The following is a 25,986-nucleotide window of genomic DNA, read 5'->3' as shown; positions in this document are numbered from 1 at the left end:
AATGAAATCAGAATATAAAAGAGATATAAATGGAAATTATCTTGTGCTGTATGAAAATGAAGAACCAGATACTTCTTCTTATCAGATGAGAATGCTGGTTGGCAATTCGATTCCATCTATTCTAAAATGCAGAGTGCAGGGAGTTGATGGACAGTTTATGGTGTGTTATGACATTACCTCCAAACAGTCTTTGCTTTCTCTTTATGAAGAAAAGAAAATGGGTTACGAAGATCTTCAGATGATCCTGGGGGGATTTGTGCAGGTGATGGAAGATATGTCAGAATATTTGCTGAATCCATGCAGGTTAGTATTGAAGCCAGAGTATATGTATGTAGATGTGGAAAAGAGACAGATCTATTTTTGTTATCTTCCTGGATATGATGAAGATGTGAGACAGAAATTTCAGGAACTGACAGAGTATATTCTTCCGATTCTGGATCATGAAGACTCAAAGGCTGTAATGCTTGGGTATGGAATATACAGAAGAGCTTTGGAAGACAGTTTTCATTTGGAATATATAAAAAAGGAACTTTATCAGGATAGAGAGGAAATAGAAAAAACAGTTGGTTCCTCAATTTTGCAGGAATCAGGCACTATGACAGAGAAAAGGTGTAATTCAGATGGCAGTGAGAAAATTGATCTGTTTGAAAATTATGGGGAGTCAAAAGAGGAAAAGCCTCAGGAAGAACATCTGGAAGAGTTGCTTTGGGAGGAAGAATTATCTGAAAAAAAGAAAAAAGATGTTGGGGGTACGTCTAAAGGATTTTTGATTTGGTGTGTAGCAGCTGGATTTTTTGCACTGGTGGTTGTGGCCGCAGAAACACTGGGGTATCTGCCGAGGGTATCTATGCAGGTTATTCTGGGAGTGGCAGCTGGGATTATGGTAATTGGAATGTTGTGTACCTGGGGTGTGTCCGTTATAAAGAATAAGAATTGCATCAGACATGAGAAAAAGGGACATCTGGAAATACAGAATAAAAGAGAAAATAAAAAAGTGAGTGAAGACTCAGGAAAAGATAAGGTGAACTTTAAAGATAGCATTGAAAGAAATACGACTTCAATGCAAAATACAGCAGAAGTATTGCACCAAAAAGAAAAAATATCAATATCACAAAAAAATTGCGGCGAAACAGTGGTGTTATCTGCAAATATTGTTACTGGACCGGCAACTCTTGTAAGCCGTGAACCTGGTGAACTTGCTACGATCTATCTTCAGAATGAACTTACGGTAATTGGGAAAATGGAGAATGCAGCGGATGCGGTGATCGATCTTCCTACAGTAAGCCGGATACATGCGAAGATACGGAAACGGGAGGGAGAATATTATCTTACGGATTTGAATTCACGCAATGGAACATCTGTAAATGGTAAAATTTTAAAAGGGGATGAGGAATATTGCCTTCAGGATCAGGATCAGATAGACTTTGCGCAGGCCAGGTATGTGTTTCTGAAATAAAATAACAGATTTATAAATTTACCGGGTCTGATCTGTTGAGGTATCAGAGAAATTGTGCTATACTTATTCTATTATCAGAAAGTAACAAAAACAGTCTCGAAAGTAGACTGAAAATATCGAGGTGATGGCGTGGAAGAAATAAAAAAAGAACCAATAACGGTTCTTTTTATACTTCTGAATATACTGATATTTCTTATTGTTGATTTTACCGGCGGATCAGAAAATACTGCTCACATGATTGAATGTGGAGCCGCCTATCCACCGCTGATTCTTGAAAATGGAGAGATATACAGGTTATTTACCTGTATGTTTCTGCATTTTGGAATTTATCATATTGCCAATAATATGCTTGTCCTTTTTGTACTGGGACAGCGCCTGGAACCGGTTGTAGGGAAGATTAAATTTATTTTAATTTACCTTCTTGGCGGTCTTGGTGGAAATATTTTTTCTTTTATTACGGAAATGAAATCAGCGGATTATGCAGTGTCAGCTGGTGCCTCTGGTGCCGTTTTTGCAGTAATGGGAGCAATGCTCTATGTAGTTATTCGAAATCATGGAAGAATTCAGGATATTTCCGTACGACAGATGATGATCATGGCCGGATTCTCATTGTATTTCGGTTTTACAAGTACTGGTGTAGATAATGCAGCCCATGTTGGCGGCATGGTTTGTGGATTTATCCTGGCGGCAGTTCTTTATCATCCGGGAAATTTTTCTGGCAGAACAATGTGGAAGGATGTTTCCCCATCGGATTCAATTTCTGCATAAATGTTTCCGCTGTGAGCCTGGATGATCTCTCTGGTGATTGCCAGCCCCAGTCCGGTTCCACCCTTTTTGAATGTTACAAATGGAGTGAAAATTTCATTCAGCTGTGATTCCGATATGCCGCATCCATTGTCAGTTATGACAATATGTACCCTTTGGTCACTGGAAAAAGCACATAATTTTACTTTTCCATCAGCACTGGAAATTGCTTCTGCTGCATTTCTGAGCAGATTCAGTAAAGCCTGCTTTAATTTAACGGGATCAATAAAGAGGGCAGGCAGTGAGGGCGAAATATCAGTTTTTAAGGTAATGCCCAGGTACTGGTAAGTGGGCTGGATACTGGAAATAATTTCCTTAAGATAGGCAGTAAAAGCAGTTCTTTTCCGTTCAAGTTTATGGGCATTATTGTAATCCGAAAGATTATTTAACAATTCTTTGGTATACTCCAGATTAGCTGTAATATCATTCCAGTAATCAAATGAGACAACTTCAGGATGTGTGTCTTCAATCATCTGAATCTCGCTGTTAATAAGTGCTATGGGATTGCGTATCTCATGGGAAAATCGTGATAGTATCAGATGAAATTCATCCTGTTTTTTGTTTAAGATTAAATTATTTTTCATAAGCTCACCTCAAGTGAAGTGTATCATTGAAGTGGACAAATGACAAATAAAATCGTACTTAAAAAATCGAGATTATTCGACAGAAATAAAAAATACTGTTCCAAAAATTTTTTAAAAAATTTTGGAAAAAAATGTGATTTTCGCTATTATCAGACGTATAATTTATATATTCTATTTGGGAGGATAAGACTATGAGTGATTGTATTTTTTGCAAAATTGCAAACGGAGAGATTCCATCAGCAACATTGTATGAAGATGAAGACTTCAGAGTAATTCTGGATCTGGGTCCTGCAAGTAAAGGACATGCCTTGATCTTGCCGAAAGCGCATGCGGCTAATATCTATGAGATATCAGATGATATGGCTGCGAAAGCAATGATTCTGGCAAAGAAAATGGCCACAAAAATGACCGAGGCGTTAAAGTGCGATGGTTTTAACATTGTACAAAATAATGGCGAACCGGCAGGACAGACTGTTTTTCATTTTCATATGCATCTGATTCCGAGATATGAAGGAGATCAGGTGGGAATTACCTGGAAACCTGGAACTTTAACGGATGAGGTGAAAAATGAAATCCTGGAGAAATTGAAAAGCTGCTAGAAAACGGGGTACACAAGATGAATAGCGAAGAATTTAACACATTTTACAGACGGTATTATAAAGTCTCTGTTAAAATCGCAAATGGAATTGTACAAAGCCGTTTTACAGCCGAGGATGTTACACAGGAGGTATTTTCATACTTTTACGAAATAAAAGAGAGACTGGATGCTTCCAGCGAAGAAAAGCTTCACGCATTGGTGGTATGGAAAACAACCAATAAAGGAAGGGACTACCTGAGAAAATCATATGTAAAGCGGGAAGTAATGTTTGACAATGATGTGGCTGAATTGCAGTATCGTACTACAGAAAGCGCAGAAGCGGCATTACTGGGGCTGGAAAAACAGAAATATTTATCAATGGCATTTGAAGGCCTGCGACGGAAAAATTTAATTAACTATATGATTTTTATGCGAGTTGTAATGGAAGGTGTATCTACTGAAGAAGTAGCGCGCGAATTTGGCTATACAAGAAATAATGTAAATAACAGAGTACTTAGAGCCAGAAAATGGCTTTTAGCAGAAATTTTAAGACTGGAAAAAGAGTAAAATTAAAAAGCATACCTCTGTTAAATAACAGAGGTATGCAGTGTAAAATCAGGAATGAATACATTCTTCAATGAGATTCACAATATGCTGAATAGAATTTAAGTTTTTGCCTGCAGACATAGCCGCAATATATTTATCACGTTCCTGATAGAGTTTGCGGATTGCCTCTAAGAGAGACGCTTCTGTAATCTCTTCCTCCTCCAGTACCATACTGTAACCCTGGCGCTCGAAGGAGCGGGCATTGAGAATCTGATCACCGCGGCTTGCCTTTGCGGACAATGGAATTAAGAGATTTGGCTTTGAAAGTGCGGCAAGTTCACAGATAGCATTAGCTCCTGCACGGGAGATTACTACATCTGCCAATGCAAACATGTCAGGAAGCTGTTCCTGAACATATTCATATTGGACATAACCTGTCAGCTGGATACTTTCATCCGTTTTTCCCTTGCCGCAAATATGAATAACCTGGAATTCTTTCAGCAGTTCAGGAAGAATTTTTCGTACATTTTCGTTTACAGAAGCAGCACCCAGACTGCCGCCAATTACCAAAAGAACTGGTTTATCTGAAGTAAAACCACAATATGCGCGAGCGTGTTCTTTATTACCATGGAGAAGCTCTTGACGAATAGGAGTACCTGTAAGAACTGCCTTATCTTTTGGAAGATTATTTACAGTTTCTGGAAAGTTACAGCAGACTTTTGTGGCGGAAGAAAGGCAAAGCTTATTAGCAAGTCCCGGAGTCATATCAGATTCATGAATGATTGCCGGAATGTGGCGTTTGCCTGCGGCAATTACCACTGGTACTGTCACGAAGCCGCCTTTGGAAAATACTACATCAGGCTTTAATTTTTTCATAAGACTTTTAGCCTGAAAATAGCCTTTTATAACGCGAAATGGATCTGAAAAGTTTTTCAAATCAAAATATCGTCTTAATTTACCGGAAGCAATTCCATAGTAAGGAATACCAAGCTCCTCAATAAGCTGTTTTTCAATACCATTGTAGGAGCCGATGTAAGAAATTTTATAACCTTTTTCCTGTAAAGCGGGAATCAGAGCAATATTCGGGGTAACATGTCCGGCAGTACCACCGCCGGTAAGGATAATATGCTTCATAGGATCCTCCTGAATAAGTGTTTAATAGTTACAGTTCACTTTGTGAATAGCGACCTATTTAATAAATATGAACCCCTAAAAGGGAATTGTCAAGAAAAGAAAAAAATCTGGGAGAAAAAAATGAACAAAAAAAAGATAGGAGAGAAAACCGACAGTCTGTTAGAAACTGAAATGATCAAAGAAGCAAAAATGATAGAAGAAAGTCTTCTAGGAAATGCTGCAAATGATTTTGAGATTTCGGATGAGGAACTGGATGAGGCGTATCAGCAGTTTTTAAAGAAAATGAAAGCAGAAGGCAAACTGGATGAAGATAAAATAAATGAGGCCAATTCTGCAAAAGCTATGAATAATGATACAAAGACTGCTGAAATAGTGAAGTTTCCAGGATTCCGGAACGAGGCGTCCAAAGAGGAAAATTTAAAAGATGCTCAATCAACAGAAAGTTCAGCTGAGGAAATTGATTTTATTGCAGGATTTTCTGATAAGCTACGTCAGTTTGAAAAAGAAGAAAATAAACCCTGGTACAAATATGGAAAGGCAGTAGGGATTGCAGTTCTTGCTGCAATCGGTATTCTTGCCGGAAGTATGGCAAGCCAGGCTGATTCAGCGAAATTTGTCAGCTCTGTTCAGCATATTATAAATAGTGAAGATGTTATGCCATAAAAACAGAAAAATATATGTAATATAAGTAAGAGTTCGGGTAAAAGGGGGAATCTGTATGAAGATCACTTTTATTGGAGCAACACATGAAGTTACCGGGAGCTGCTATTACCTGGAAGCAGCAGGAAAAAAGTTTCTTGTAGACTGTGGAATGGAACAGGGACCTGATTATTATGAAAATAAAGATATTCCTGTGCCTCCGGGAGAATTAGATTTTGTGCTTTTAACACATGCACACATGGACCATTCCGGAAATCTTCCTGCTATTTACGCAAAAGGCTTTAAAGGACCTGTATATGCCACAGAGGCAACCTGTAATCTTTGCGATATTATGCTCCGTGACAGTGCCCATATCCAGATGTTTGAGGCAGAATGGCGTAACCGCAAGGCAAAACGTCAGGGGAAGCCTGAATTTGTTCCAGCTTATACCATGGAGGATGCATTAGGGGTTATTCGTAATTTTGTAGGCTGTCCATATGAGACTGGAATAATTCTTGGCGAGGGGCTGAGAGTAAAGTTTATTGATGCAGGTCACCTTCTTGGATCAAGCAGTATTGAGGTGAATATCTGTGAAGCTGGAGTTGAAAAAACAATTGTATTTTCGGGAGATATAGGAAACAAAAATCAGCCGCTTATAAAAGACCCTGCCTATTTTAGAAAAGCAGACTACGTGGTAATGGAATCTACATACGGAGACCGGAGCCACGGAGAGAGACCAGATTATGTGCGCCTTCTGGCAGATGTCATTCAGGAGACCTTTGACCGGGGCGGTAATGTGGTAATTCCCTCTTTTGCAGTGGGAAGAACGCAGGAGATGCTGTATTTTATCAGACAGATAAAAGCAGAAGGCCTTATTCACGGGCATGATAATTTTAAAGTGTTTGTAGATAGCCCTCTTGCAAATGAAGCAACAAATATTTTCGGTATTCATAAATATGATTGTTTTGATGACGAGGCTCTGGAACTTATTCGAAAAGGAATCAATCCTCTTAGCTTTCCTGGTTTGAAGATATCCGTAACAAGTGAAGACTCAAAAGCAATCAATTTCGATGATGACTGTAAGGTGATTATTTCTGCCAGTGGAATGTGTGATGCAGGAAGAATTAAACATCACCTGAAACATAATCTGTGGCGGGAGGACAGCACCATTCTTTTTGTGGGCTATCAGGCTGTTGGAACTCCGGGACGCGCCCTTTTGGAAGGAACTCAGGAAATAAAACTCTTTGGTGAACCGGTGCACGTTGCAGCAAAAATCTGCCGTATGCCGGGAATCAGTGGCCATGCAGATGTAAATGGTCTGGTTGACTGGATAAAAGCATTTGAAGTAAAGCCTCAGAAAGTGTTTGTTACTCATGGCGAGGATACTGTGACAGAACTGTTTGCTGCAAGACTGCGTGATGAGATGAACTATGATGCATATGCGCCATTCAGTGGAACAGAATTTGATCTGGCTGAAGGCGAATTTCTGTACGAGGCAGAGGGCGTTAAGATACAGAAGCCTGCTGCGTTACAAAAAGCATCTAAGGCTGCAAAGGTATACGAAAAGCTGCTTGCGCTTGGATACAGACTGCTTTCCGTCATACGCAAAAACGAGGGCTGTGCAAACAAAGATCTGGAGAAGTTTTCAAGGGATGTCCAATCTTTATGTGATAAATGGGACAGAACTGATGGGTAAGTGTTACAGTCTGAAAAGAAATCCCCGGGACAAAAATCCCGGGGAAGTAATTATGAAATCGCTTCTTTTAAAGCAGTGGCAAGCTGGTCAGGGCATGAAGTAGGTCTGCGTCCACACTGGATTCCCTCCAGGCGTGCAATTACTTCTTTCGCCGGCATACCTTCTACAAGTTTGGCAACTCCCTGTGTATTTCCAGAACATCCACCAATAAATTTCACATTGTGAACTTTCTGTTCATCATCAATATCATATTGAATTGCCATAGAACAAACACCTTTTGTTTTATATTCCATTGTTTTTTCCTCCAATCGTTATGTAAAATCAGGAGCTTAGGAACGCTGGTCAGGTTATGAACAGCAATAGCTTTGCACCTTCTCTCATTATAGCAGAAGATATTATAAGTTTCCATGCCAAATTTAAGTTGGATATAGCAAGAAGTTTTGGTATAATGTCAGATGAAGAAGCAGTTAACTTTCAAAAACAGAGGAGAATGCTAAATGAAAACAATTGGTATTATTGGCGCAATGGAAGTTGAAGTTGCGATTTTAAAAGAAAAAATGGAAGATGTACGAATTATAAAAAAAGCTTCCATGGATTTTTATGAGGGAATACTTGCTGGAAAAAAGGTTGTTGTAGTGCGTTCCGGAATTGGCAAGGTAAATGCTGGTATCTGTGCTCAGATTCTGGCAGATGTATTTTCAGTAGATGCGATCATTAATACAGGAATTGCAGGAAGCTTAAATAAAAATATTAATATTGGTGATATTGTTCTTTCCACAGATGTTGTACAGCATGATATGGATGCTACCGGATTTGGATACCGCAAGGGACAGATTCCGCAAATGCCTGTATTTTTCTTTAATGCAGATGATAATCTCCGCAGACTTGCTGCAGAAGTATGTAAGGAAGTAAATCCGGATATTCAGGTATTTGAAGGAAGAATTGCTTCTGGAGACCAGTTTGTCTGCGATCAGGATGTTAAGAATCGAATTGTATCAGAGTTTTCAGCATATGCGACTGAAATGGAAGGTGCAGCCATTGGACAGGCAGCATACTTAAATGAAATTCCGTTTCTGGTTGTCCGTGCTATTTCTGATAAGGCTGATGGAAGTGCGCAGATGGATTACAGCGAATTTGAGAAAGCAGCTGTTGACCATAGTGTGAGGCTTACTTTAAATATGCTGGCGCGTATTTGAAAAATCATTCCCGCAATCTGCACGCCCCACTTTGCGGTATATTTTTCCCGAATTCAGTTGCCGTAGCCCGCTGCGGCGCCATCATCCGGGCAAAATCTTCCACAAATTGTGACGTACATCTTGCAGAAAGCCTTTTTCAAACACGCTTTGGCGCGTATTTGAAAAATGGTGCAATTGACCGAAAAACGGAAGCTTGCATATAATGAGAGTGAAATGGAAAAGGAATCGAAATTGCTGATATGATATATAAAGATTTTTATCCATTTTACACAAGCTATGCAAATCCCTTGCTCTACCGGGGAGAAAAGGAACAAGAAGAGGAATTTTTTCTGATGAAATCCTACTATCCGGACACTGCCAGAAAGATACAGGAAAAAGTGGAAGAAGAATGTGATCTTCAGGATTATGAAGGCAGCCGGCTTTACGATGAATATCCTGACAGGTTTATGTTGTATCACCTTGGAAGGAAGATCGTGGATGAAGTAAGATCAGAGGCTGATATGGAAGCAATGTCTGATGGACTTCTTGGTGATCTGGTAGAAGTGCTTCTTTTTCATGAAATATCACGAAGAAGATGCCGACGAAGAAGATGCAGGGGAGATTTTTACAGATAAGACGCATCAAAATGACAATTGGAGGTTGCTGTGAGCGGAGTGAACAGTAACGATTACAGAATATAAAAGAAAATAATTATAATAAAAATGAAAACAATAGATGAATATTTAGAGGAACAGATAAATGAACAGCTGTGTCAAGCTATCCTAAGCGGCAGCAGAGGGGACGGACCATCCAAAGTAAAAATACGCCCGGTAGAAATCCGGGGGAAGGTGGTTTATCAGGCTTCTGAAACTGTAGGGACGAAGGTGCTCCATAAAAATTATTCCAGAGAGGAACTGATCTCATATTTAAAAGCGGGGCTGCAGCATGATTTTTCTCAGCTTCAGGCAAGTGGGATGGCGCTGGATGGAACTATTCTGGTAAGCAAAAAAGGAAAGATGACCATAAAGACCAGACGTCATCCCGAAAATGGAAAAGGTCTGGCTTTCGGAAAGGACAAGACTTTCAGCAAGGGCACGCAGATATTGGCCCACAATCGTGTAAAGCAGTACATACTTAAGGAAAATATTCCAGTCCCCTTTCTTGTTGATCTTGGTGTTATGAATAAGGAAGGCAGGATTATTACCCAAAAATACGATAAGTTCCGACAGATCAATCGATTTCTGGAATTTATTCAGGACATTCTTCCAAGACTGGATCAACAGCGGGAAGTGACCATTCTTGATTTTGGATGCGGAAAGTCCTATCTTACATTTGCCATGTATTACTATCTGAGAGAACTGAAAGGTTATGATGTAAATATTATTGGTCTGGATCTGAAAACAGATGTAATAGAAAAATGTAATCATCTTGCAGTAAAGTATGGATATGAAAAACTGCATTTTTATCAGGGAGATATTGCTGATTATGAAGGTGTTTCTTCTGTTGATATGGTAGTAACCTTGCAAGCCTGTGACACAGCTACAGATTATGCTCTTGCGAAGGCTGTGGAATGGGGAGCGAAAGTTATTTTGTCTGTACCCTGCTGTCAGCATGAGGTAAATAGACAGATAAAAAATGAAGTGTTGGAGCCTGTACTGAAATATGGCATTCTTAAGGAGAGAATGGCTGCTTTGATGACAGATGGAATTCGAGCCAATCTGCTGGAAAGTATGGGATACGAAACTCAGATTCTGGAATTTATTGATATGGAGCATACACCCAAGAATTTGCTGATCCGTGCTGTAAAGACAGGCAAACCAAAAGATATGAAGAGTACAGTGCAGCTTATGAAGGAACTGCATATAAATCCTACACTGGAAAGACTTCTGTACCGTGAAGGGGAGGTACAATCAGAGAGTTAAGAGGAGAAAGAATGATTAAATTTTTACGCAGAGCAGTGATTCTCCTGTTTGTTTTTGTTCTCGGCGTGGCAGGAAGTTCGTTCCTGCTGAATAGTGAGACTACGGATGACCGCTCTGATATGAATGATCCGGTTTTTCCGGAGGTAATGGTTGATTTTGATGGAAATTATGCAAACAGGATGTATGGTTATGCACAGCCTATGCAGTCTGATTTTACCAGGGACAGTGTGACGCCTATTGATACATCCAAGGAACTGTCCTTTGTCATAAATGCCTATGATACAAAGGTGAAAAGCCTTTCCTATGAGATACGTACTTCAGATGGCAGTAAGGTACTGGAAAACCGTAAGATTAAAAGTCTGGATAAACAGGACAGCTATCTGACAACAACAATTAAGCTGAGCAGTGATCTTTTGATGAATCAGGAGTATTCTTTGCAATTATCTCTTGAGACAAATAAGGGAACAGCTTATTACTATACAAGAGTAGTTTCCAGATCCAATGTGAATGCTGCTCAGTACGTGAAGTTTGTTGCGAGCTTTTATGAAAAATGTCTGGATAAAGCGTCCGCCGAGGATCTGACTGCTTACCTGGAATCAGACACATCCAGTACGTCTACCAACTATACAGACATTAATATCAATTCTACATTTGCCCAGATCAGCTGGGGCAATCTGAACCCTCAGATTTACAGAAAGGGAATTCCTGTAGTGAAGGATATTAATGAAACCACAGCCAGTCTTTCTGTTGAATATCAGATTGCGGCACTGGATGAAAATGGAAACCAGGAAATCTATGATGTGACAGAATTTTACCGGATGCGTTATACTGAAACCAGAATCATGCTTCTGGATTTTAAACGAAGTGCATCACAGGTATTTGAGGAAAGCTCCATCAGCATTTCCGACAAGGGGCTTTTACTTGGAGTCAGAGACAAAAATGTGGAATATATGATGAATGAAAACGCAGGAGTTCTTGCTTTCGTTCAGGAAGGGGATTTATGGTCTTATTCTCCTGATGATGGAAAATTTTCCAGAATTTTCAGTTTTCGCAAAGAAACGGATGGAGATTTCAGGGATTCCAGATACCAGCATAATATAAAGATCATCCGTGTGGAAGATAACGGAGATGTGGACTTTGTTCTTTATGGATATATGAACAGAGGCGTTCGGGAAGGATACTGTGGTGTTTGTGTATATCATTACAGCAATGATCAGAATGTGGTGGAAGAAAAAGTATTTATTCCGTCTACAGAATCCTACGAATTCCTGAAAGAGGATCTTGGAACATTATCCTATGTCAGTACAGAAAATGCTCTTTATCTTTTATTTGCAAATAAGCTTTATAAGATAAACATTTCAGATGGTACCAGTGAGGTTCTTGAGGAAGGAATTAAAATAGATGACTTTGCTGTTTCGGATACAGGTGCACATGCTGCATGGATCATTCAGGAAGGTGAAAGCGCCGGAAATATAAAAGAAATAGATTTTGAAACATTAGAAACCAGGAGTCTTGCACCATCTTCAGGACAGTCTTTAGTGCTGAATGGATTTATGAATGAAGATCTTGTTTATGGAATCGTAGTTGATGGAGATGTGATCGCAGACGATAATGGTCATGAGACTACGGGGATTCATACGGTCCGTATTGAAGGATTTGATGGAACTTTGAAAAAAGAATATCATCAGGATGGATTGTATGTAACTGATATTACCATGGGAAACACTATGATGGAATTTCAGTTGTCCAAGAAGACAAAAAAAGGATACAAAGCAGTAAGCAAGGATAATATTCTGAATAATTCCAAAGCCTCGACCAATACTGTATCCGTGGAACTTGTGACAAATTCCAGAACCGGAACTCAGATACGACTGGCTCTCACTGAAACGCCTGAAATTCAGGAACCGTTAGTTGTTTATGCAAAAATGAAAAATATAGGTGATGACCGTATTATTCTGGATACGCAGATTCCTGAGGAAGATATTTACTATGTTTATGCAAAAGGAGGATTGGACAGTACATTCACAGATCCTGCACTTGCGCTTCAAAGAGCAGATGATCAGACTGGTGTTGTGCTGAATCGTGCTCAGCAGTATGTATGGGAGCGTGGAAATAAGAAGACAAAGCTGACTCTTAATCTGGAGGATGTGCCGGAAGCAATGAAGAGTGCATCCCTGGATGTTACAGCACTGCAGGAGGCTCTTGGGGATGAGGGTACTATCATTGATTTGTCTGGCTGTACATTAGACAGTGTCTTATATGAGGTCAGCGCCCAGCGTCCGGTAATTGCCAAGACCGGGGATAATACCAGTGTTGTGATCATTGGATATGATGAATATAACACATATCTGTACGATCCGCAGAAAGGGGAAACTTATCCTTACGGTATGAATGACAGTACGGAGCTGTTTGAAAAGGCCGGCAATATTTTTATAAGTTATGTTGAGAAACTGAAGCTTTAAAGTGGCTGTTGGGAAAGCCGGTACAGTCCGATATTGAACATGTATGCAAAAAATGCTGGATGTGAAAGATGCAGCAAAGTGGTGGTTAACAGTCTGTCTGTGGTGGAGGACAGACTGTTAAAAATAAAGCAACAGGAAAGGACAGAAAAATGCTAAGCGAAAGTATTAAAAAACTGGTACAGTATGGAATTGAGACAGGGCTGACTCCTGCCTGTGAGAAAAACTATACAACAAATCTTCTTCTTGATGTTTTTAAAGAAGATGAATACACAGAACCGGCAGAGGAATATTCTGATATTAATCTGGAAGAAGTTCTGAAAGAACTGTTAGACGAAGCTGTAGAACGTGGTCTGATTCAGGACAGTGTGGTTTACAGAGATCTGTTTGATACAAGATTAATGAACTGTCTTATGCCCCGCCCGGCTCAGGTACAGAAGTCTTTCTGGGAAAAATATGAGAAATCTCCGGAAGAAGCAACAGATTATTTCTATAAATTAAGCCAGGACAGTGATTATATTCGTCGTTATCGTGTAAAGAAAGACCAGAAATGGACTGTGGATTCTCCTTATGGAGCAATTGATATTACAATCAACCTTTCTAAGCCAGAGAAAGATCCGAAAGCTATTGCTGCAGCAAAGCTTATAAAATCAAGCAGCTATCCCAAATGTCTGCTTTGTCCGGAAAATGAGGGATATGCAGGCCGCGCAAATCATCCTGCAAGAGAGAATCACAGAATCATTCCGATCACAATCAATGACAGTCCGTGGGGAATGCAGTACTCTCCTTATGTTTATTATAATGAGCATTGTATTGTATTTAATTTCCAGCACACACCTATGAAAATCGAGAGAAACACATTTATCAAGCTGTTTGATTTCGTGAAGCTGTTTCCACATTATTTTCTGGGGTCAAATGCAGACTTACCGATTGTGGGAGGTTCTATTCTCAGTCACGATCATTTCCAGGGCGGCCATTATACGTTTGCTATGGCAAAGGCTGAAATTGAGAAATATGTAACTATTCCGGGCTATGAGGATGTGGAGGCTGGTATTGTAAAATGGCCGCTGTCTGTACTTCGTATCCGTCATAAAGATGAGAAGCGCCTGATTGATCTGGCAACTCATGTGCTGGAGGTTTGGAGAGGCTATACAGATGAGGCTGCATTCATTTTTGCAGAAACGGATGGCGAACCTCATAATACGATCACTCCGATCGCACGTAAAAAAGGTGATATGTATGAGTTGGATCTGACTCTACGAAACAATATTACCACAGAAGAAAATCCTCTTGGCGTATATCATCCGCATGCACAGTACCATCATATTAAGAAGGAGAATATCGGTCTGATCGAGGTTATGGGCTTGGCAGTTCTCCCTGCGCGACTAAAAGAAGAACTGGAGCTTTTGGAAGAATATATTCTGGATGGCAAGGATGTTGCTTCTAATGAGAAGATTGAAAAACATGCGCAGTGGGTAAAAGAATTCCTTCCGAAGTACGATCATCTTGATAAAGACAATATTGAAGAGGTTCTTCATAAAGAAGTTGGAAATGTGTTTGTTCACGTGCTGGAAGATGCTGGTGTTTACAAATGTACAGGAGAGGGCAGAGCTGCATTTATGCGTTTTATTGAAAATTTGTAACCAAATCATAAAGACAATCTTTTGGGGTTGAAAGAATGTGTCCGTTTGATTATACTGAAGACAGTACAGAAGATGAAATAAGAACTATTTATTTTCTGTGCAGATGATGAAAGCAGGAGAGACATTAAAAAGCAGAGGAGTGCCTATGAAAAATAAAACAAAAAGAAAAAATAGGATTTTCCGGGTTCTGTTGGCCACAATGTTGATTTTGTTCGGAGTTTCATTTAGAAATGATGGAAAAATTGGGATTAGTGGTGTTCAGTCTGTACAGGCGGCCACTAAGAACGTAGTTGTCAGATTCTGGAATCAAAGTGGAAAAACATCTTATTCCAAGCTGCGTATAAAGGTAAGTGCCGGGAAAAAAATTAAGCTTCCGGCAGTTCCTGCAATTACCGGATACAAAAATCTTGGCTGGTCCACTCAGAAAAACGATACCAAAGCGGTATATGCCGCGGGGAAAAAAATACGTCTGAAAAAGAATATAAATCTGTACGCGGTGCGTAAAAAAGTTGGTATATATAAAGTTTATTTCTATGATAATACCGGAAGCACCAGTACAGTATTTAAGAAACTAAACAAAGCTGTTACAAAAAACGGATATCTTACCTTGCCAGAGCTTCCACAAAAAAGCGGCTATAAGGCAGTTGGATGGAGTACTAAAAAGAATGCTTCCCAAGCGGCGTATACAGAGGGACAGAAGATTCGAATCAAAAAAAATATAAAATTATATGCTGTTTACGAGTCTGATACAACATTTACAGTGGCTTTGTGCAAGAATGATGGAACCGTTTACAAGACAGAGAATGTAGCATCTGGAAGTTCTTATACATTGCCGTCTGTAAGAAATGCATCCGGATACACCTTTATGGGATGGGATATCCAGTTAGGAAAAAGCACAGCACCGCGTTATGAAGCTGGTGATACTATTACAGTAAACAGCAACATAAAGCTGTATGCAGTTGTGTTTAACCGTTCCGCTGAGGAAGACCTGACTCTTTCAGAGCTTCTGCAATCCGCAAGCAGCTGGAAGATTGGAAATGGCAGCAGCCGGGGGTACAATCACATTATTTTTGTAGGAGACTCCCGAACTAATCGTATGCAGAGAACGCTGCAAAAATTAAATTCAGGGTATTATGAGTCGAATCTGCTGCGTGATATTGATTTTGTATACGAAGAGGGTAAAGGTCTTGAATGGCTGAAGTCTCAGGGAATGAATACGATTCTTTCTATTGCAGAAGAGAATTATTCCGTTCTGAAACCAACTGCGGTTATTTTTAATCTGGGAGTAAACGATCCTGGAAATATGTATGATTATATTTCTTATTATCAGGAGATTGCTGAGAGCTTACAGAAAAAAAATTGCAAGCTGTTCTTTATGTCAGTGAATCCGGTGAACAGTAAGACAATCGAGTATCTTGGTAAGAATGCAATCCGAAAGGAAGAAGTAATCCGCAAATTCAATTCTGTTGTGGGTAGTGCTCTTGGCAGCACTTTCGAATATATTGATACGTATTCTTATCTGATGGAGAATGGATATGGTACCAATATTAGTGGAACTGGAGTTGACCTGCCAGACGATGATGGACTTCATTACACCACCAAGACTTACAAACGAATTTTTAAGTATTGTCTGGATTATCTTATATTGCATTAAACGTTCAGAGAAATACTGAGAATGAGGCAACTTTGCAATAGAAAAGTACTTACAGAAGAGAAGATCTTTGTCCAAAAGTGTCGATGCTTAACAGACAGGATCTTCTTTTATTCCCTGGAAAAATATCCTTGCGCGAATAAGAGGAATAGTCTATACTATAGAGAAATGAGTGTTTGGAAAAATGAGGAGAAAGAGGAACTAATTATGAAACTTACAACAGTAAAAGAGATTTACAGAGAACGGGATAAATACCTGGATCAGGAGATCACCGTAGGCGGCTGGGTACGAAGCGTTCGTGATTCCAAGACCTTTGGATTTGTTGTTCTCCATGATGGAACATATTTTGAGACCCTTCAGATCGTTTACCATGATACAATGGACAATTTTGCTGAGATTTCCAAACTGAATGTAGGCGCAGCGATTATTGTAAAGGGAACTCTGGTAGCGACTCCACAGGCGAAACAGCCATTTGAGATCCAGGCTGCAGAGATTTCTGTAGAGGGAACATCTGCACCAGATTATCCGCTTCAGAAGAAACGCCACAGTCTTGAGTATTTAAGAACGATCACACATCTTCGTTCCAGAACAAATACTTTCCAGGCTGTTTTCCGTGTACGTTCCCTCTGTGCATATGCAATACACAAATTCTTTCAGGAGAGAGGTTTTGTTTATGTACACACTCCGCTGATCACAGGAAGTGACTGCGAGGGTGCAGGTGAGATGTTCCAGGTTACAACCATGGATCTGAATAATATTCCTACAGATGATAAGGGAAATATTGATTACTCTCAGGATTTCTTTGGGAAAGAGACAAACCTGACTGTAAGCGGTCAGTTGAACTGTGAGACATTTGCACAGGCATTCCGTAATGTATATACATTTGGACCAACTTTCCGTGCCGAGAACTCCAACACCACACGTCATGCAGCTGAGTTCTGGATGATCGAGCCTGAGTGTGCATTTGCTGATCTTGAAGACAACATGAATCTTGCAGAAGCGATGCTGAAATATGTGATTGGATATGTTCTTGAGAATGCTCCGGAGGAAATGAACTTCTTCAATTCTTTTGTGGACAAAGGACTTCTTGACAGATTGAACCATGTGGCAAGCTCTGAGTTCGGTCGTGTTACTTATACAGAAGCAATTGAGCTTCTCGAGAAGAATAATGACAAGTTTGATTATAAAGTATCCTGGGGATGTGATCTGCAGACAGAACATGAGCGTTATTTGACAGAACAGATTTTTAAGAAACCTATTTTTGTTACAGACTATCCAAAGGAAATTAAAGCATTCTATATGAAAGCAAACGAGGATGGCAAGACTGTTGCAGCTATGGACTGCCTGGTTCCTGGAATTGGTGAGATTATCGGTGGAAGCCAGAGAGAGGATGACTATGGTAAGTTGAAAGCTCGTATGGAAGAGCTTGGGCTGAAGGAAGAAGACTATGACTTCTATCTTGATTTGCGTAAATATGGTTCTACACGTCATTCAGGATTTGGTCTTGGATTTGAGCGCTGTGTAATGTATCTCACAGGAATGGGCAATATCCGTGACGTAATTCCATTCCCGAGAACAGTTAACAACTGCGATTTATAAAACGAGGTAAAAGAATGAGATTTATTCATCTTGCAGATGTACATCTTGGTGCAGTGCCCGACAGAGGCTGCCCATGGAGTGACAAGCGGGAGAATGAAATCTGGGAAACATTCCGCCGGGTTATTGCGGGTATCCGCGAAAATCCGGTGGATTTGTTATTTATAGCCGGAGATTTGTTCCATCGTCAGCCACTTCCATATGAATTGAAAGAAGTAAACGATTTATTTTCCGGAATACCGGAAACAAGGGTATATTTAATGGCAGGAGAAAGGGATTATCTGAAAGAAAATTCTTTTTACAGAACTTTCACCTGGGCACCGAATGTGACTTTTTTTCCGGAAGAGAAGGTAACCTGTGTGAAAGATACGCAATTCGGGGTATATGTTTATGGAATGAGCTATGAACATTCACAGATCAGACAGCCCTTGTATGATGGCGTACGCCCTGTGAAAAATGATGGAGTGCATATTCTTATAGCTCATGGCGGTGATGAAAGCCATTGCCCATTAAATACAGCTGCGCTTGCAGGAGCAGGTTTTGATTATATTGCATTGGGTCATTTCCATACTCCCCAGAACGTAATAAGAGATGTGGCTGCTTACAGCGGAGCTCTTGAGCCAATTGAAAGCAATGATCTGGGAGCACATGGCTACATTGAGGGAAGGATTGAAAATGGAAAAGTGAAAACCAGATTTGTGCCGTTTTCTATTCGAACCTATAGTCAGCTTCTTCTCAATGTAAATGAAGAAAGCACCCAGCTATCTATTGAAGAAGCTTTGAAGGATGAGATATTTAAAAAAGGCGGACTGAATATATATCGTGTAATTCTTCAAGGGAAAAGAAAACCAGAGCTTTTTCTGATTCCGGAAAAACTGAAATCCTTTGGAAATATTACAGAAGTACTGGATGAGACCAGACCTGCTTATGATCTGGAAGAACTGCAAAAAAAATATGCCGGAACTTTGATAGGGGATTATATCTGCTTTTTTATGGAAAAAAACAGAAATACAGTGGAAGATAAGGCCTTGTACTATGGTTTGCAGGCACTGTTGGAGACAAGACATTCCAGCTGACACAAAGCAGATAGTAACAGAAAATATGTATTGCAGTGTAAAATTGAGATGTATGTGCGAGGGAATAAGGTTATATGATTTTTAAACGCATATTAATAAATAATTTTGGTGGGCTTCGGGAAAAAGACATAGAACTGACCTCTGGAGTAAATGTGCTCTATGGACTAAAAGAAACAGAAATGAACATTGTGTTTATCTTTGTGAAGAGCATGTTCTTTGGAGTGCCTGAGGAAATGCAGGAAAAGAATGGAATTTATGAAAAAGCAGGAACTGAAGCTTCCCGGGAAAAATATGGTGGAACTATATGGTTTCAGCACAATGGAAAAGATTACCGCCTGACGCGGGAAACAGGGGCAGGAATCCATAATTGTGAGCTGTTCTGTGAAGATACCAGAGAAATTTTAAATGGGGAAAATGGAGCCCTCGAGAGGATCCTTGGGGGATTTAGTGAGAACCTGTTCGACAATACTGTTATGGTAGAATCACTTAGCGGTAGTTCTTCCAGGGAAATGGCAAAGGAACTACAGAATAAACTGGCTGTTCTCAGCAAAAGCGGAGATGGTCTGGTGGATCTTGGAAGAACGGAGCAGATGCTGAAGATGTGGCGCAAGGGATATCTCACCCAGAAAGAACGTGGCAGGAAAGCAGTTCAGAGAGAACAGGAAAAACTGAGCGAGAAACTGGAAAGTCTGCAGAATGACCTGGATGGACTTCGGGACCAGAAGGGGCAGGTGGTTCAGGCGCAGGCAAAAATCTATTCGGCAGCAGGGAAAGAAGAAGCCACTGTGATTGAAGAACAGCTGCAGACTATAGAGAAAAAGAATCTGGGAATGGTGATAGCAGGTATTCTGGCCGTTATTGTGGGAATTATTGGTATTGTTGGAAGATTTCAGTTAACTGATGAGATGTCTAAAATAGGAATGGATGTATGCATCATTGCTGCTGTTGTGGCAATGGTTTATACACTTACTGCACGAAGAAAGCTGCATATGGAGTTTGTAAAGCTAAAGAAGAAAAAAGTGTATTTGCAGTCACAGCAGGAAAAGCTGAAATCCAGTAAAGAAGATATTGATGGAATTTACGGTGAGAAACTGACTGCTTTTACGAATTTGCAGAGCGAATATCAGGAATTTGAGCTGGAAATGTCACTTCCTACTTTTGAAGATCTGGAAACACAGTCCTTGAACCTGGCTATGGATACCATTAAAGAGCTGTCACGTAGTATTTATCTTGAGAAAGGCAGAAAGATTCGGATTCGGGCATCCCAAATTTTCAGGGAACTTACAGATGGAAAATATATAGAGTTCTATGGAGATGAGGGACAGAGTTTAGAACTGTGTCTGGAAGAGGGAACTGTTTTGGCAGAAAATCTGGAAAAGGAAAATATTGAAATGCTGTATTTTTCTATTCAGATGGCTGCTGCTGAGTTGTTCACGAATGAAACTGTTTTTCCGGTTATTTTGGATGACATTTTCCATGGGAAGAATCAGGATAAGCTTATGGTAGTTTTCAGGTGGCTGAAAAAACAGCCCAGGCAGGTGCTGTTTTTTACCAATAATAAGGATATGGCTGACATTTTTTAGAAAACTGTTACAGTGAATGTTAAGTGATCACGAAGCTTGTAACTGTGAAAGTACTGAACAGTTCAAATAAATTATAACAAAACAAGAGGCTGACACCTGGAAGGGGCAGCCTCAAATTATTTTATTTATTTCTCATACTGAGCCATATATTTGTTTACACAGCGTTTAATCCTGTCAACTGGATTCAGCAGATGGCTTACAGACATATCATGATTCAGTGTATCAATGATCAGTGCAATGTATTTGCTCATATCACAGGAAATGTAATATGGTTTTGCAAGAAGTTCCTCAGACTGATATACCATATTGGTAGTGAGAAGCTTGTCAAACACGCCAGCAGCATGTGCTTCATCGAATTTCTTAAGGTTGTCTGTAAACAGACCGAAAGTGGAGCAAAGGTAAATTCTGCCGGCACCCCTGTCCTTAAGAAGAGAAGCAATCTTCAGGATAGTGTCACCAGAAGAGATCATGTCATCAATCAGGATCATATCCTTGCCTGCTACATTTGGACCAAGGAACTCATAGGCTGCAATCGGATGTCTTCCTCCTACATTCTTGGAGTAGTCAAGGCGTTTGTAATACATGCCCATATCAACACCCAGGATGTTTGCAAGATAGATCGCACGGCTCATGCTGCCCTCATCCGGGCTGATGATCATAAAATGCTCATTGTCAATATGAAGTCCCTGCTCATGGTTAAGAAGAGCCTTGATAAATTGATAAGAAGGCTGAACAGTCTCAAATCCATGAAGTGGGGTGGCATTCTGAATCTGTGGGTCATGTGCGTCGAAAGTGATAATATTTTCAACTCCCATATTTATCAGTTCATGAAGGGAAGTAGCACAGTCAAGAGACTCTCTTCCAATACGCTTGCTCTGACGACCCTCATAAAGGTATGGCATGATTACATTCACGCGGCGGGCCTTTCCTCCAATAGCTGCAATTACACGCTTCAGATCCTGATAATGATCATCTGGGGACATCAGGTTGGTGTATTTGCCAATTGGATATGAGATGTTGTAGTTACATACATCTACAAGAATATAAACATCATCTCCTCGCACGGACTCGGTGATCACACATTTACCTTCTCCGGAACCGAAACGAGGGTTCTGAACTTTGATTGTATAGGAATCTCTTTTGTATCCTTCAAAGGCGAAAGAATCTGATTCTGAATGCTCACGCTCCTTACGCCACTTAACGAGCCATTCGTCGACTTTCTGTCCAAGGCTCCTGCAGCTTTCCAAAGGAACTAATCCCAGTCTTCCAACGGGAAGTGTAGTCAATTCTTCTTGTGCCATTCTTTACTTTCCTCCTAAAAAAATTTTCTGAATGCGGATATCTTTTCCCACAAGCTTGGTCATCTGATAGTTGCTGGCGATGCGGGAAAAGGTTCTCTCAGAATAAGTTGCTGAGAAATCTTCCAGCTTCAGGTTTGTGGAAATAATCGTAGATTTCTTGCGCATGATCCGCTCATTGATGCACAGGAAAAGCTGTGAAGATACAAAGCTGTTGGTAAGCTCTGTACCCAGGTCATCAATGATCAGCAGGTCACAGTCAAAAATCGGTTCATCATCGGGAGCGTCGCTGCCTCTGGAAAAAGCAGAGCCTGCAAGAAAATCAAAAAGCTCGAATGAAGAAAAATAAAGTACACAGTGTGCACTGTCCAGAAGATCGTGAGCGATGCAGTGGGAAAGAAAGGTCTTGCCCACACCTGTGTCGCCGTAGAAAAACAGGTTCTGGAAAGAATTATCAAAGTCAGCGACAAATTCCTTCGCCATCTTATACGCGCGACGTGCAGTCTCACGTTCGGTGAGTCCCGTTGAATCATTTGTTATTGTATCAGAATAAAAGTCAAAAGAAAAGTGGTCAAAGTTCTCTTTTTCAAGAATTTCTTTTAAATTTGACTGTGTATACAGAAGTTCGATCTCTGCCTTCTTGAAACAGGAGCATTTCTGGCTGCCGATATAGCCAGTATCCTGGCAAAGAGGGCAGGTGTAGCTCATCTCCAGATAATCAGCAGGATAGCCGGAAGAAAGCAGTAATGCAGTGCGTTCCTGGGAAAGCAGGGCAATATCATTGCGAAGATCTTCAATGCCGACTTCCTGGCGGCTGATCAGGGCCCGGGCCTTCCTGGCACTTAAAGTAGCTACTTCCTCGTCGATTTCACGCAGACGGGGAATTTTCTCATAGGCTTCAGCAAGATGCTCTTCCTGTATGCGGCGGTTCCTGGCCTGGCGACGGTTGTATTCCCGCATTATAGTATCGTATTGGTAATTCTGTAAGGGCATGTAAATTCTCCTTCCAGGTTATAAGACGTTCGTATGTGTTTTAAAGAAAAATCTGTTTCCAGGATTTAATTTGGTTTGTTAAGCAGTTTCTTCTCATATTCAGCAAAATCGTAGTCACGCTGATGGAAATTGTTAAAGCGGTTTGGGGCTGCGGATTTCGGCTTGTCTGCCTTCGACACTGCTTTTTCCAGTTTGCGCTTCTGGTGCTGGGCATCCTGAAGACGGACATCCCCTAAAGTGCGGATATTCTTATCCTTCCAGCGCTGCAGAATTTTGTCTGCATATGGAAAACTTGGTTGTCCAGTCTGCAGAACTGTCCGTGAGCAGGCTTCCTGAATCAATTCCATGGCAAAACCATAGTCCCTGGTCCAGGTATTGATCAGCGAAATTTCCGCGTCTGAAGGATTGCGGTTGGCAATTCCCATCGCTTTCAGAACAGAAAAATATTCTTTGCTGTAGCGGGAGGTGGAATCCTTTGCCATTTCAACTGTGGTAATTCCTTCCTCCTTCCATGCCATGGCAACCGTCTCGATATAACGGATGCTGCGGTGGTCACGTCCGACACAGTATTCGATCAGATAATCAATCAAATCTACAGACATGTGCAGCTCGTCGTAGAAAAACAGGATTTTGCGTGTCTCTGTGGGGGTGAGCGTTTTGCCGAGGTATTGCTCGGCAATGTAAAGAAGCTGGATAATATCTTCATTCTGTTTCAGCTCCTTCACCCGATCCGGGGTAAGCGCTTTCGTTTCGGAAAGTGGTTTGGAGAAAGAAGGGGGGACAGGCAGATCGGTGCTGCGACGGGAGACCTGATCAGTCTGCAACGGTTTATCAGTGGGGACACTGGGAATGCCGGCTGTGGGTTCTGGGGCAGAAATGTGATAAGCATCAGGCACATCTCCGAGCGAACCAGCGTTACAGATACCTGCGGGAGTCACCGTAGCCAGCATATCTGCTTCATTCCACGGTGCCTGTAAGGTAATTCCTGTCAATTCAGCTTCCTCGTATAAGAGGGTAATCAGCTTCTCAGACTCCCAGTATTTCAGCGCACGGAGGATATCTCCTTCTGTACAGAACAGGGAATCTGCCATCTGGGAAAGCCCGAAAGCTTCCTCCGGGCGGCCAAGCATACGGAGCAGATAAATATAGACCTTTACAAATTCTCCATTTGCCTTTGGCATAAAACGGTCGATAAAAATATTGGATAAAATGGTGGCATCATTAAGCCCTGTACTATGTAACCTGATCATAGAAACACTCCTTATCTGGGAATATGAATCATCACTGTTCATTGTGTTTGCATTATAGCACACCCCTTTTTAAATGAGAATAGGAGATTTTTTGCCTGGATTTTTACAAAATGTGTGTGGACTACTATGTGGATAATGTGGATAATGTGGAAACCAAGTTGCACATAATGTTTATGGGAAACCCGAAAAATGCGGAAAATTAAAGAAAAACTGTGATTTTTGTCGAGTTATGTCGTAGTATTATGTTAAGCACTTTATACACATAAGAATCCACATGCAGGCCAGTGCAAAAATGTGCATAAGCCTGTGGATAATGTGGATAATTATTAAATTGCTTGAATTTCCAAGCTTTTTTCAATGTGGATAATTATTTTTGGCAAAAACAGTCTGTGACCGTGGATATGAGAAGGTATGCACGTTTTGCCAGGAAAAACAGATCAGAGACAATAAAAATGGTAAAACAAAAACAGCGGATGCCAGGTCTTAAAAGGACATGACAACCGCTGAAATTGCAATCAATTATTTTCCAAGTAACTGTTCTCCGATTTTAACAACATCTCCGGCACCCATTGTGATCAACAGATCTCCGGCTTCACAATTATTCAGCAGGAAATTCTCAATCTCATCAAAGGTTGGGAAATATTCGCATGGAGTACCAAGCTCCTGGATCCGTGCCTGCAGATCCTTGGAAGAGATTCCAAGATTATCTGTTTCTCTTGCTGCATAAATGTCTGCCAGAACCACATGATCGGCAAGCTTAAGAGCCTGTGCAAATTCCGGAAGAAGAGCCTTGGTACGTGTGTAAGTATGAGGCTGGAATACGCACCACAGCTTCTTGTGTGGATAATTGTGTGCAGCGTTTAAAGTAGCCTGGATTTCTGTTGGATGATGCGCATAATCATCAACAATGGTAACGCCTGCTACTTCGCCTTTATACTGGAAACGGCGATCTGTTCCTGTGAAACTGCCAAGTCCTTTGACAATGACATCATCCGGAATCTGAAGAAGCCGAGCCAGAGCAATTGCTGCCAGGGCATTGGAAACATTGTGGCTGCCAGGAACTTTCAGATAGAAACTGCCGGCCTTTCTGCCATCCTTCAGAACGGTAAAGGATGCATGTCCATATTTGTCATAAGTGATATCTGTGGCCTGATACTGAGCTTCATGCTCCAGACCATATGTAATAATTTTGCATGAAAGGTCTTTGATAATATCCTGATAATGCGGCGTATCCGCATTGATGATCAGGGCTCCGTCTGCGGGAAGCAGCTGGGCAAATTTGCGGAAGGAATGACGGATGTCGTCAATATCCTTAAAAAAGTCCAGATGGTCAGCATCAATGTTCAGGATCACACTGATCTTCGGGAAAAAGCTTAAAAAGCTGTTGGTATACTCACAGGCTTCTGTGACAAATGTTTCGGACTGACCTACTCGGATATTTCCCCCGATAGAAGGAAGAATGCCGCCAACACTGATGGTCGGATCCGCATCTGCTTCCAGAAGAATCTGGGAGATCATGGAAGTAGTGGTGGTCTTGCCATGGGTTCCGGAAACTGCGATTGGGGTATCGTAGTTGCGCATGATCTGACCAAGAAGCTGGGCTCTGGTCAGCATTGGAATGCCTTTTTCCACTGCACTGGCATATTCCGGGTTATCCGGATGAATGGCTGCAGTGTAAACTACAAGTTCTACATCGTCTGTAATATTGGAAGCGCGCTGTCCGTAAAAGATGCGTGCACCTTTCCTGGTAAGGGAATCCGTAAGCGGGCTTTCTTTGGAATCAGAGCCGGAAACCTTGAAGTCCTCGCCGAGAAGGATCTCAGCAAGTCCGCTCATGCTGATTCCGCCAATACCGATAAAATGGATATGAAGCGGTTTATGGAAGTCTATCTGATACATGTTAA

General features: G+C 40.9%; 22 protein-coding genes and 2 pseudogenes. 16 read left to right on the top strand and 8 right to left on the bottom strand.

From position 1 onward, the window contains the following. Position 1: 1 nt before the first annotated feature. Together I4V84_RS01840 and I4V84_RS01835 are read left to right on the top strand one after the other, a co-directional pair. Entirely contained in the window at positions 2–1,456 is a 1,455-nt protein-coding gene (locus I4V84_RS01840) for a DUF6382 domain-containing protein (RefSeq protein WP_195991128.1), read from the top strand. A 234-nt stretch (positions 1,457–1,690) separates the two neighbouring features. Further along, positions 1,691–2,224: a rhomboid family intramembrane serine protease gene (locus I4V84_RS01835; protein WP_334285983.1), complete on the top strand. Its 534-nt coding sequence runs from the start codon at positions 1,691–1,693 to the stop codon at positions 2,222–2,224. Here the strand turns inward: I4V84_RS01835 and I4V84_RS01830 are convergent. Then, complete coding sequence (locus tag I4V84_RS01830) at positions 2,155–2,844, bottom strand: HAMP domain-containing sensor histidine kinase (protein WP_195991127.1); 690 nt, start codon at positions 2,842–2,844, stop codon at positions 2,155–2,157. The genes I4V84_RS01835 and I4V84_RS01830 overlap by 70 nt on opposite strands. 191 nt (positions 2,845–3,035) lie before the next feature. On the opposite strand from I4V84_RS01830, the gene I4V84_RS01825 reads away from it, so the two are divergent. Both I4V84_RS01825 and I4V84_RS01820 read left to right on the top strand, forming a co-directional pair. Then, positions 3,036–3,443 (top strand): HIT family protein, encoded by a 408-nt coding sequence (locus I4V84_RS01825; RefSeq protein WP_118578001.1) that lies wholly within the window; start codon positions 3,036–3,038, stop codon positions 3,441–3,443. A gap of 17 nt (positions 3,444–3,460) precedes the next feature. Then, the gene (locus I4V84_RS01820) at positions 3,461–3,988 is read left to right on the top strand and encodes a sigma-70 family RNA polymerase sigma factor (RefSeq protein ID WP_118578000.1); all 528 of its coding nucleotides are present in this window, start codon (positions 3,461–3,463) and stop codon (positions 3,986–3,988) included. Positions 3,989–4,036: 48 nt separating this feature from the next. Here I4V84_RS01820 and I4V84_RS01815 read toward each other — a convergent pair whose 3' ends face one another. Next, complete coding sequence (locus tag I4V84_RS01815) at positions 4,037–5,101, bottom strand: undecaprenyldiphospho-muramoylpentapeptide beta-N-acetylglucosaminyltransferase (RefSeq protein ID WP_195991126.1); 1,065 nt, start codon at positions 5,099–5,101, stop codon at positions 4,037–4,039. A 120-nt stretch (positions 5,102–5,221) separates the two neighbouring features. On the opposite strand from I4V84_RS01815, the gene I4V84_RS01810 reads away from it, so the two are divergent. Together I4V84_RS01810 and I4V84_RS01805 are read left to right on the top strand one after the other, a co-directional pair. Continuing rightward, entirely contained in the window at positions 5,222–5,764 is a 543-nt protein-coding gene (locus I4V84_RS01810; RefSeq protein ID WP_195991125.1) for a hypothetical protein, read from the top strand. A 55-nt stretch (positions 5,765–5,819) separates the two neighbouring features. Next, positions 5,820–7,436, top strand: coding sequence for an MBL fold metallo-hydrolase (locus I4V84_RS01805; protein ID WP_118577997.1), 1,617 nt, complete (start codon positions 5,820–5,822; stop codon positions 7,434–7,436). A 50-nt stretch (positions 7,437–7,486) separates the two neighbouring features. Here I4V84_RS01805 and I4V84_RS01800 read toward each other — a convergent pair whose 3' ends face one another. Further along, positions 7,487–7,729 carry a TIGR03905 family TSCPD domain-containing protein gene (locus I4V84_RS01800; RefSeq protein ID WP_118577996.1) on the bottom strand — a complete coding sequence of 81 codons (243 nt, stop codon included), beginning with the start codon at positions 7,727–7,729 and terminating at the stop codon, positions 7,487–7,489. Between the two features lie 204 nt (positions 7,730–7,933). Here I4V84_RS01800 and I4V84_RS01795 point away from each other — a divergent pair, with 204 nt between their 5' ends. Continuing rightward, on the top strand, positions 7,934–8,632 hold the full coding sequence (locus I4V84_RS01795) for a 5'-methylthioadenosine/adenosylhomocysteine nucleosidase (RefSeq protein ID WP_118577995.1): 699 nt from the start codon (positions 7,934–7,936) through the stop codon (positions 8,630–8,632). Here the strand turns inward: I4V84_RS01795 and I4V84_RS20250 are convergent. Beyond that, positions 8,560–8,751 (bottom strand): annotated as a pseudogene (locus I4V84_RS20250) (DUF6783 domain-containing protein). The gene I4V84_RS01795 and the pseudogene I4V84_RS20250 sit on opposite strands and share 73 nt — an antisense overlap. Between I4V84_RS20250 and I4V84_RS20245 the strand changes: the two are divergent. From I4V84_RS20245 to I4V84_RS01755, 9 genes and pseudogenes are all read left to right on the top strand, one after another. Beyond that, positions 8,689–8,835 (top strand): annotated as a pseudogene (locus tag I4V84_RS20245) (DUF6783 domain-containing protein); the annotation flags it as partial. The pseudogenes I4V84_RS20250 and I4V84_RS20245 sit on opposite strands and share 63 nt — an antisense overlap. A gap of 36 nt (positions 8,836–8,871) precedes the next feature. After that, positions 8,872–9,246 (top strand): hypothetical protein, encoded by a 375-nt coding sequence (locus I4V84_RS01790; RefSeq protein ID WP_118577994.1) that lies wholly within the window; start codon positions 8,872–8,874, stop codon positions 9,244–9,246. A gap of 87 nt (positions 9,247–9,333) precedes the next feature. Continuing rightward, complete coding sequence (locus tag I4V84_RS01785) at positions 9,334–10,533, top strand: methyltransferase (protein ID WP_195991124.1); 1,200 nt, start codon at positions 9,334–9,336, stop codon at positions 10,531–10,533. Positions 10,534–10,544: 11 nt separating this feature from the next. Then, positions 10,545–12,995 carry a hypothetical protein gene (locus I4V84_RS01780; RefSeq protein WP_118577992.1) on the top strand — a complete coding sequence of 817 codons (2,451 nt, stop codon included), beginning with the start codon at positions 10,545–10,547 and terminating at the stop codon, positions 12,993–12,995. 149 nt (positions 12,996–13,144) lie between these two features. Then, a complete protein-coding gene (galT, locus tag I4V84_RS01775) occupies positions 13,145–14,635 on the top strand; it encodes a UDP-glucose--hexose-1-phosphate uridylyltransferase (protein WP_118577991.1) in 1,491 nt (496 codons plus the stop codon). Between the two features lie 199 nt (positions 14,636–14,834). Next, complete coding sequence (locus I4V84_RS01770) at positions 14,835–16,289, top strand: InlB B-repeat-containing protein (RefSeq protein ID WP_207748608.1); 1,455 nt, start codon at positions 14,835–14,837, stop codon at positions 16,287–16,289. Positions 16,290–16,493: 204 nt separating this feature from the next. After that, positions 16,494–17,885 carry an asparagine--tRNA ligase gene (gene asnS / locus I4V84_RS01765; RefSeq protein ID WP_173715850.1) on the top strand — a complete coding sequence of 464 codons (1,392 nt, stop codon included), beginning with the start codon at positions 16,494–16,496 and terminating at the stop codon, positions 17,883–17,885. A 14-nt stretch (positions 17,886–17,899) separates the two neighbouring features. Further along, positions 17,900–18,958, top strand: a complete 1,059-nt coding sequence (locus I4V84_RS01760; RefSeq protein ID WP_195991122.1) for a DNA repair exonuclease — start codon at positions 17,900–17,902, stop codon at positions 18,956–18,958. 74 nt (positions 18,959–19,032) lie between these two features. Then, entirely contained in the window at positions 19,033–20,541 is a 1,509-nt protein-coding gene (locus tag I4V84_RS01755; RefSeq protein ID WP_195991121.1) for a hypothetical protein, read from the top strand. A 125-nt stretch (positions 20,542–20,666) separates the two neighbouring features. Here I4V84_RS01755 and I4V84_RS01750 read toward each other — a convergent pair whose 3' ends face one another. The 4 genes from I4V84_RS01750 to murC form a co-directional block, all read right to left on the bottom strand. Beyond that, positions 20,667–21,842: a ribose-phosphate pyrophosphokinase gene (locus I4V84_RS01750; protein WP_118577986.1), complete on the bottom strand. Its 1,176-nt coding sequence runs from the start codon at positions 21,840–21,842 to the stop codon at positions 20,667–20,669. Between the two features lie 3 nt (positions 21,843–21,845). Further along, positions 21,846–22,832 (bottom strand): ATP-binding protein, encoded by a 987-nt coding sequence (locus I4V84_RS01745; protein ID WP_148462214.1) that lies wholly within the window; start codon positions 22,830–22,832, stop codon positions 21,846–21,848. 65 nt (positions 22,833–22,897) lie between these two features. Then, the gene (locus I4V84_RS01740; protein ID WP_243283996.1) at positions 22,898–24,082 is read right to left on the bottom strand and encodes a DnaD domain protein; all 1,185 of its coding nucleotides are present in this window, start codon (positions 24,080–24,082) and stop codon (positions 22,898–22,900) included. Between the two features lie 519 nt (positions 24,083–24,601). Beyond that, positions 24,602–25,981 carry a UDP-N-acetylmuramate--L-alanine ligase gene (murC, locus tag I4V84_RS01735; RefSeq protein ID WP_173769803.1) on the bottom strand — a complete coding sequence of 460 codons (1,380 nt, stop codon included), beginning with the start codon at positions 25,979–25,981 and terminating at the stop codon, positions 24,602–24,604. Positions 25,982–25,986 lie beyond the last annotated feature (5 nt).

It is taken from the genome of Ruminococcus sp. 1001713B170207_170306_F1 (assembly GCF_015668065.1).
Taxonomy (GTDB): Bacteria; Bacillota; Clostridia; order Lachnospirales; family Lachnospiraceae; genus Blautia_A; species Blautia_A faecis.
Note: the sequence above shows the minus strand (reverse complement) of the source record. Positions and strands in the feature narration are given on the sequence as shown.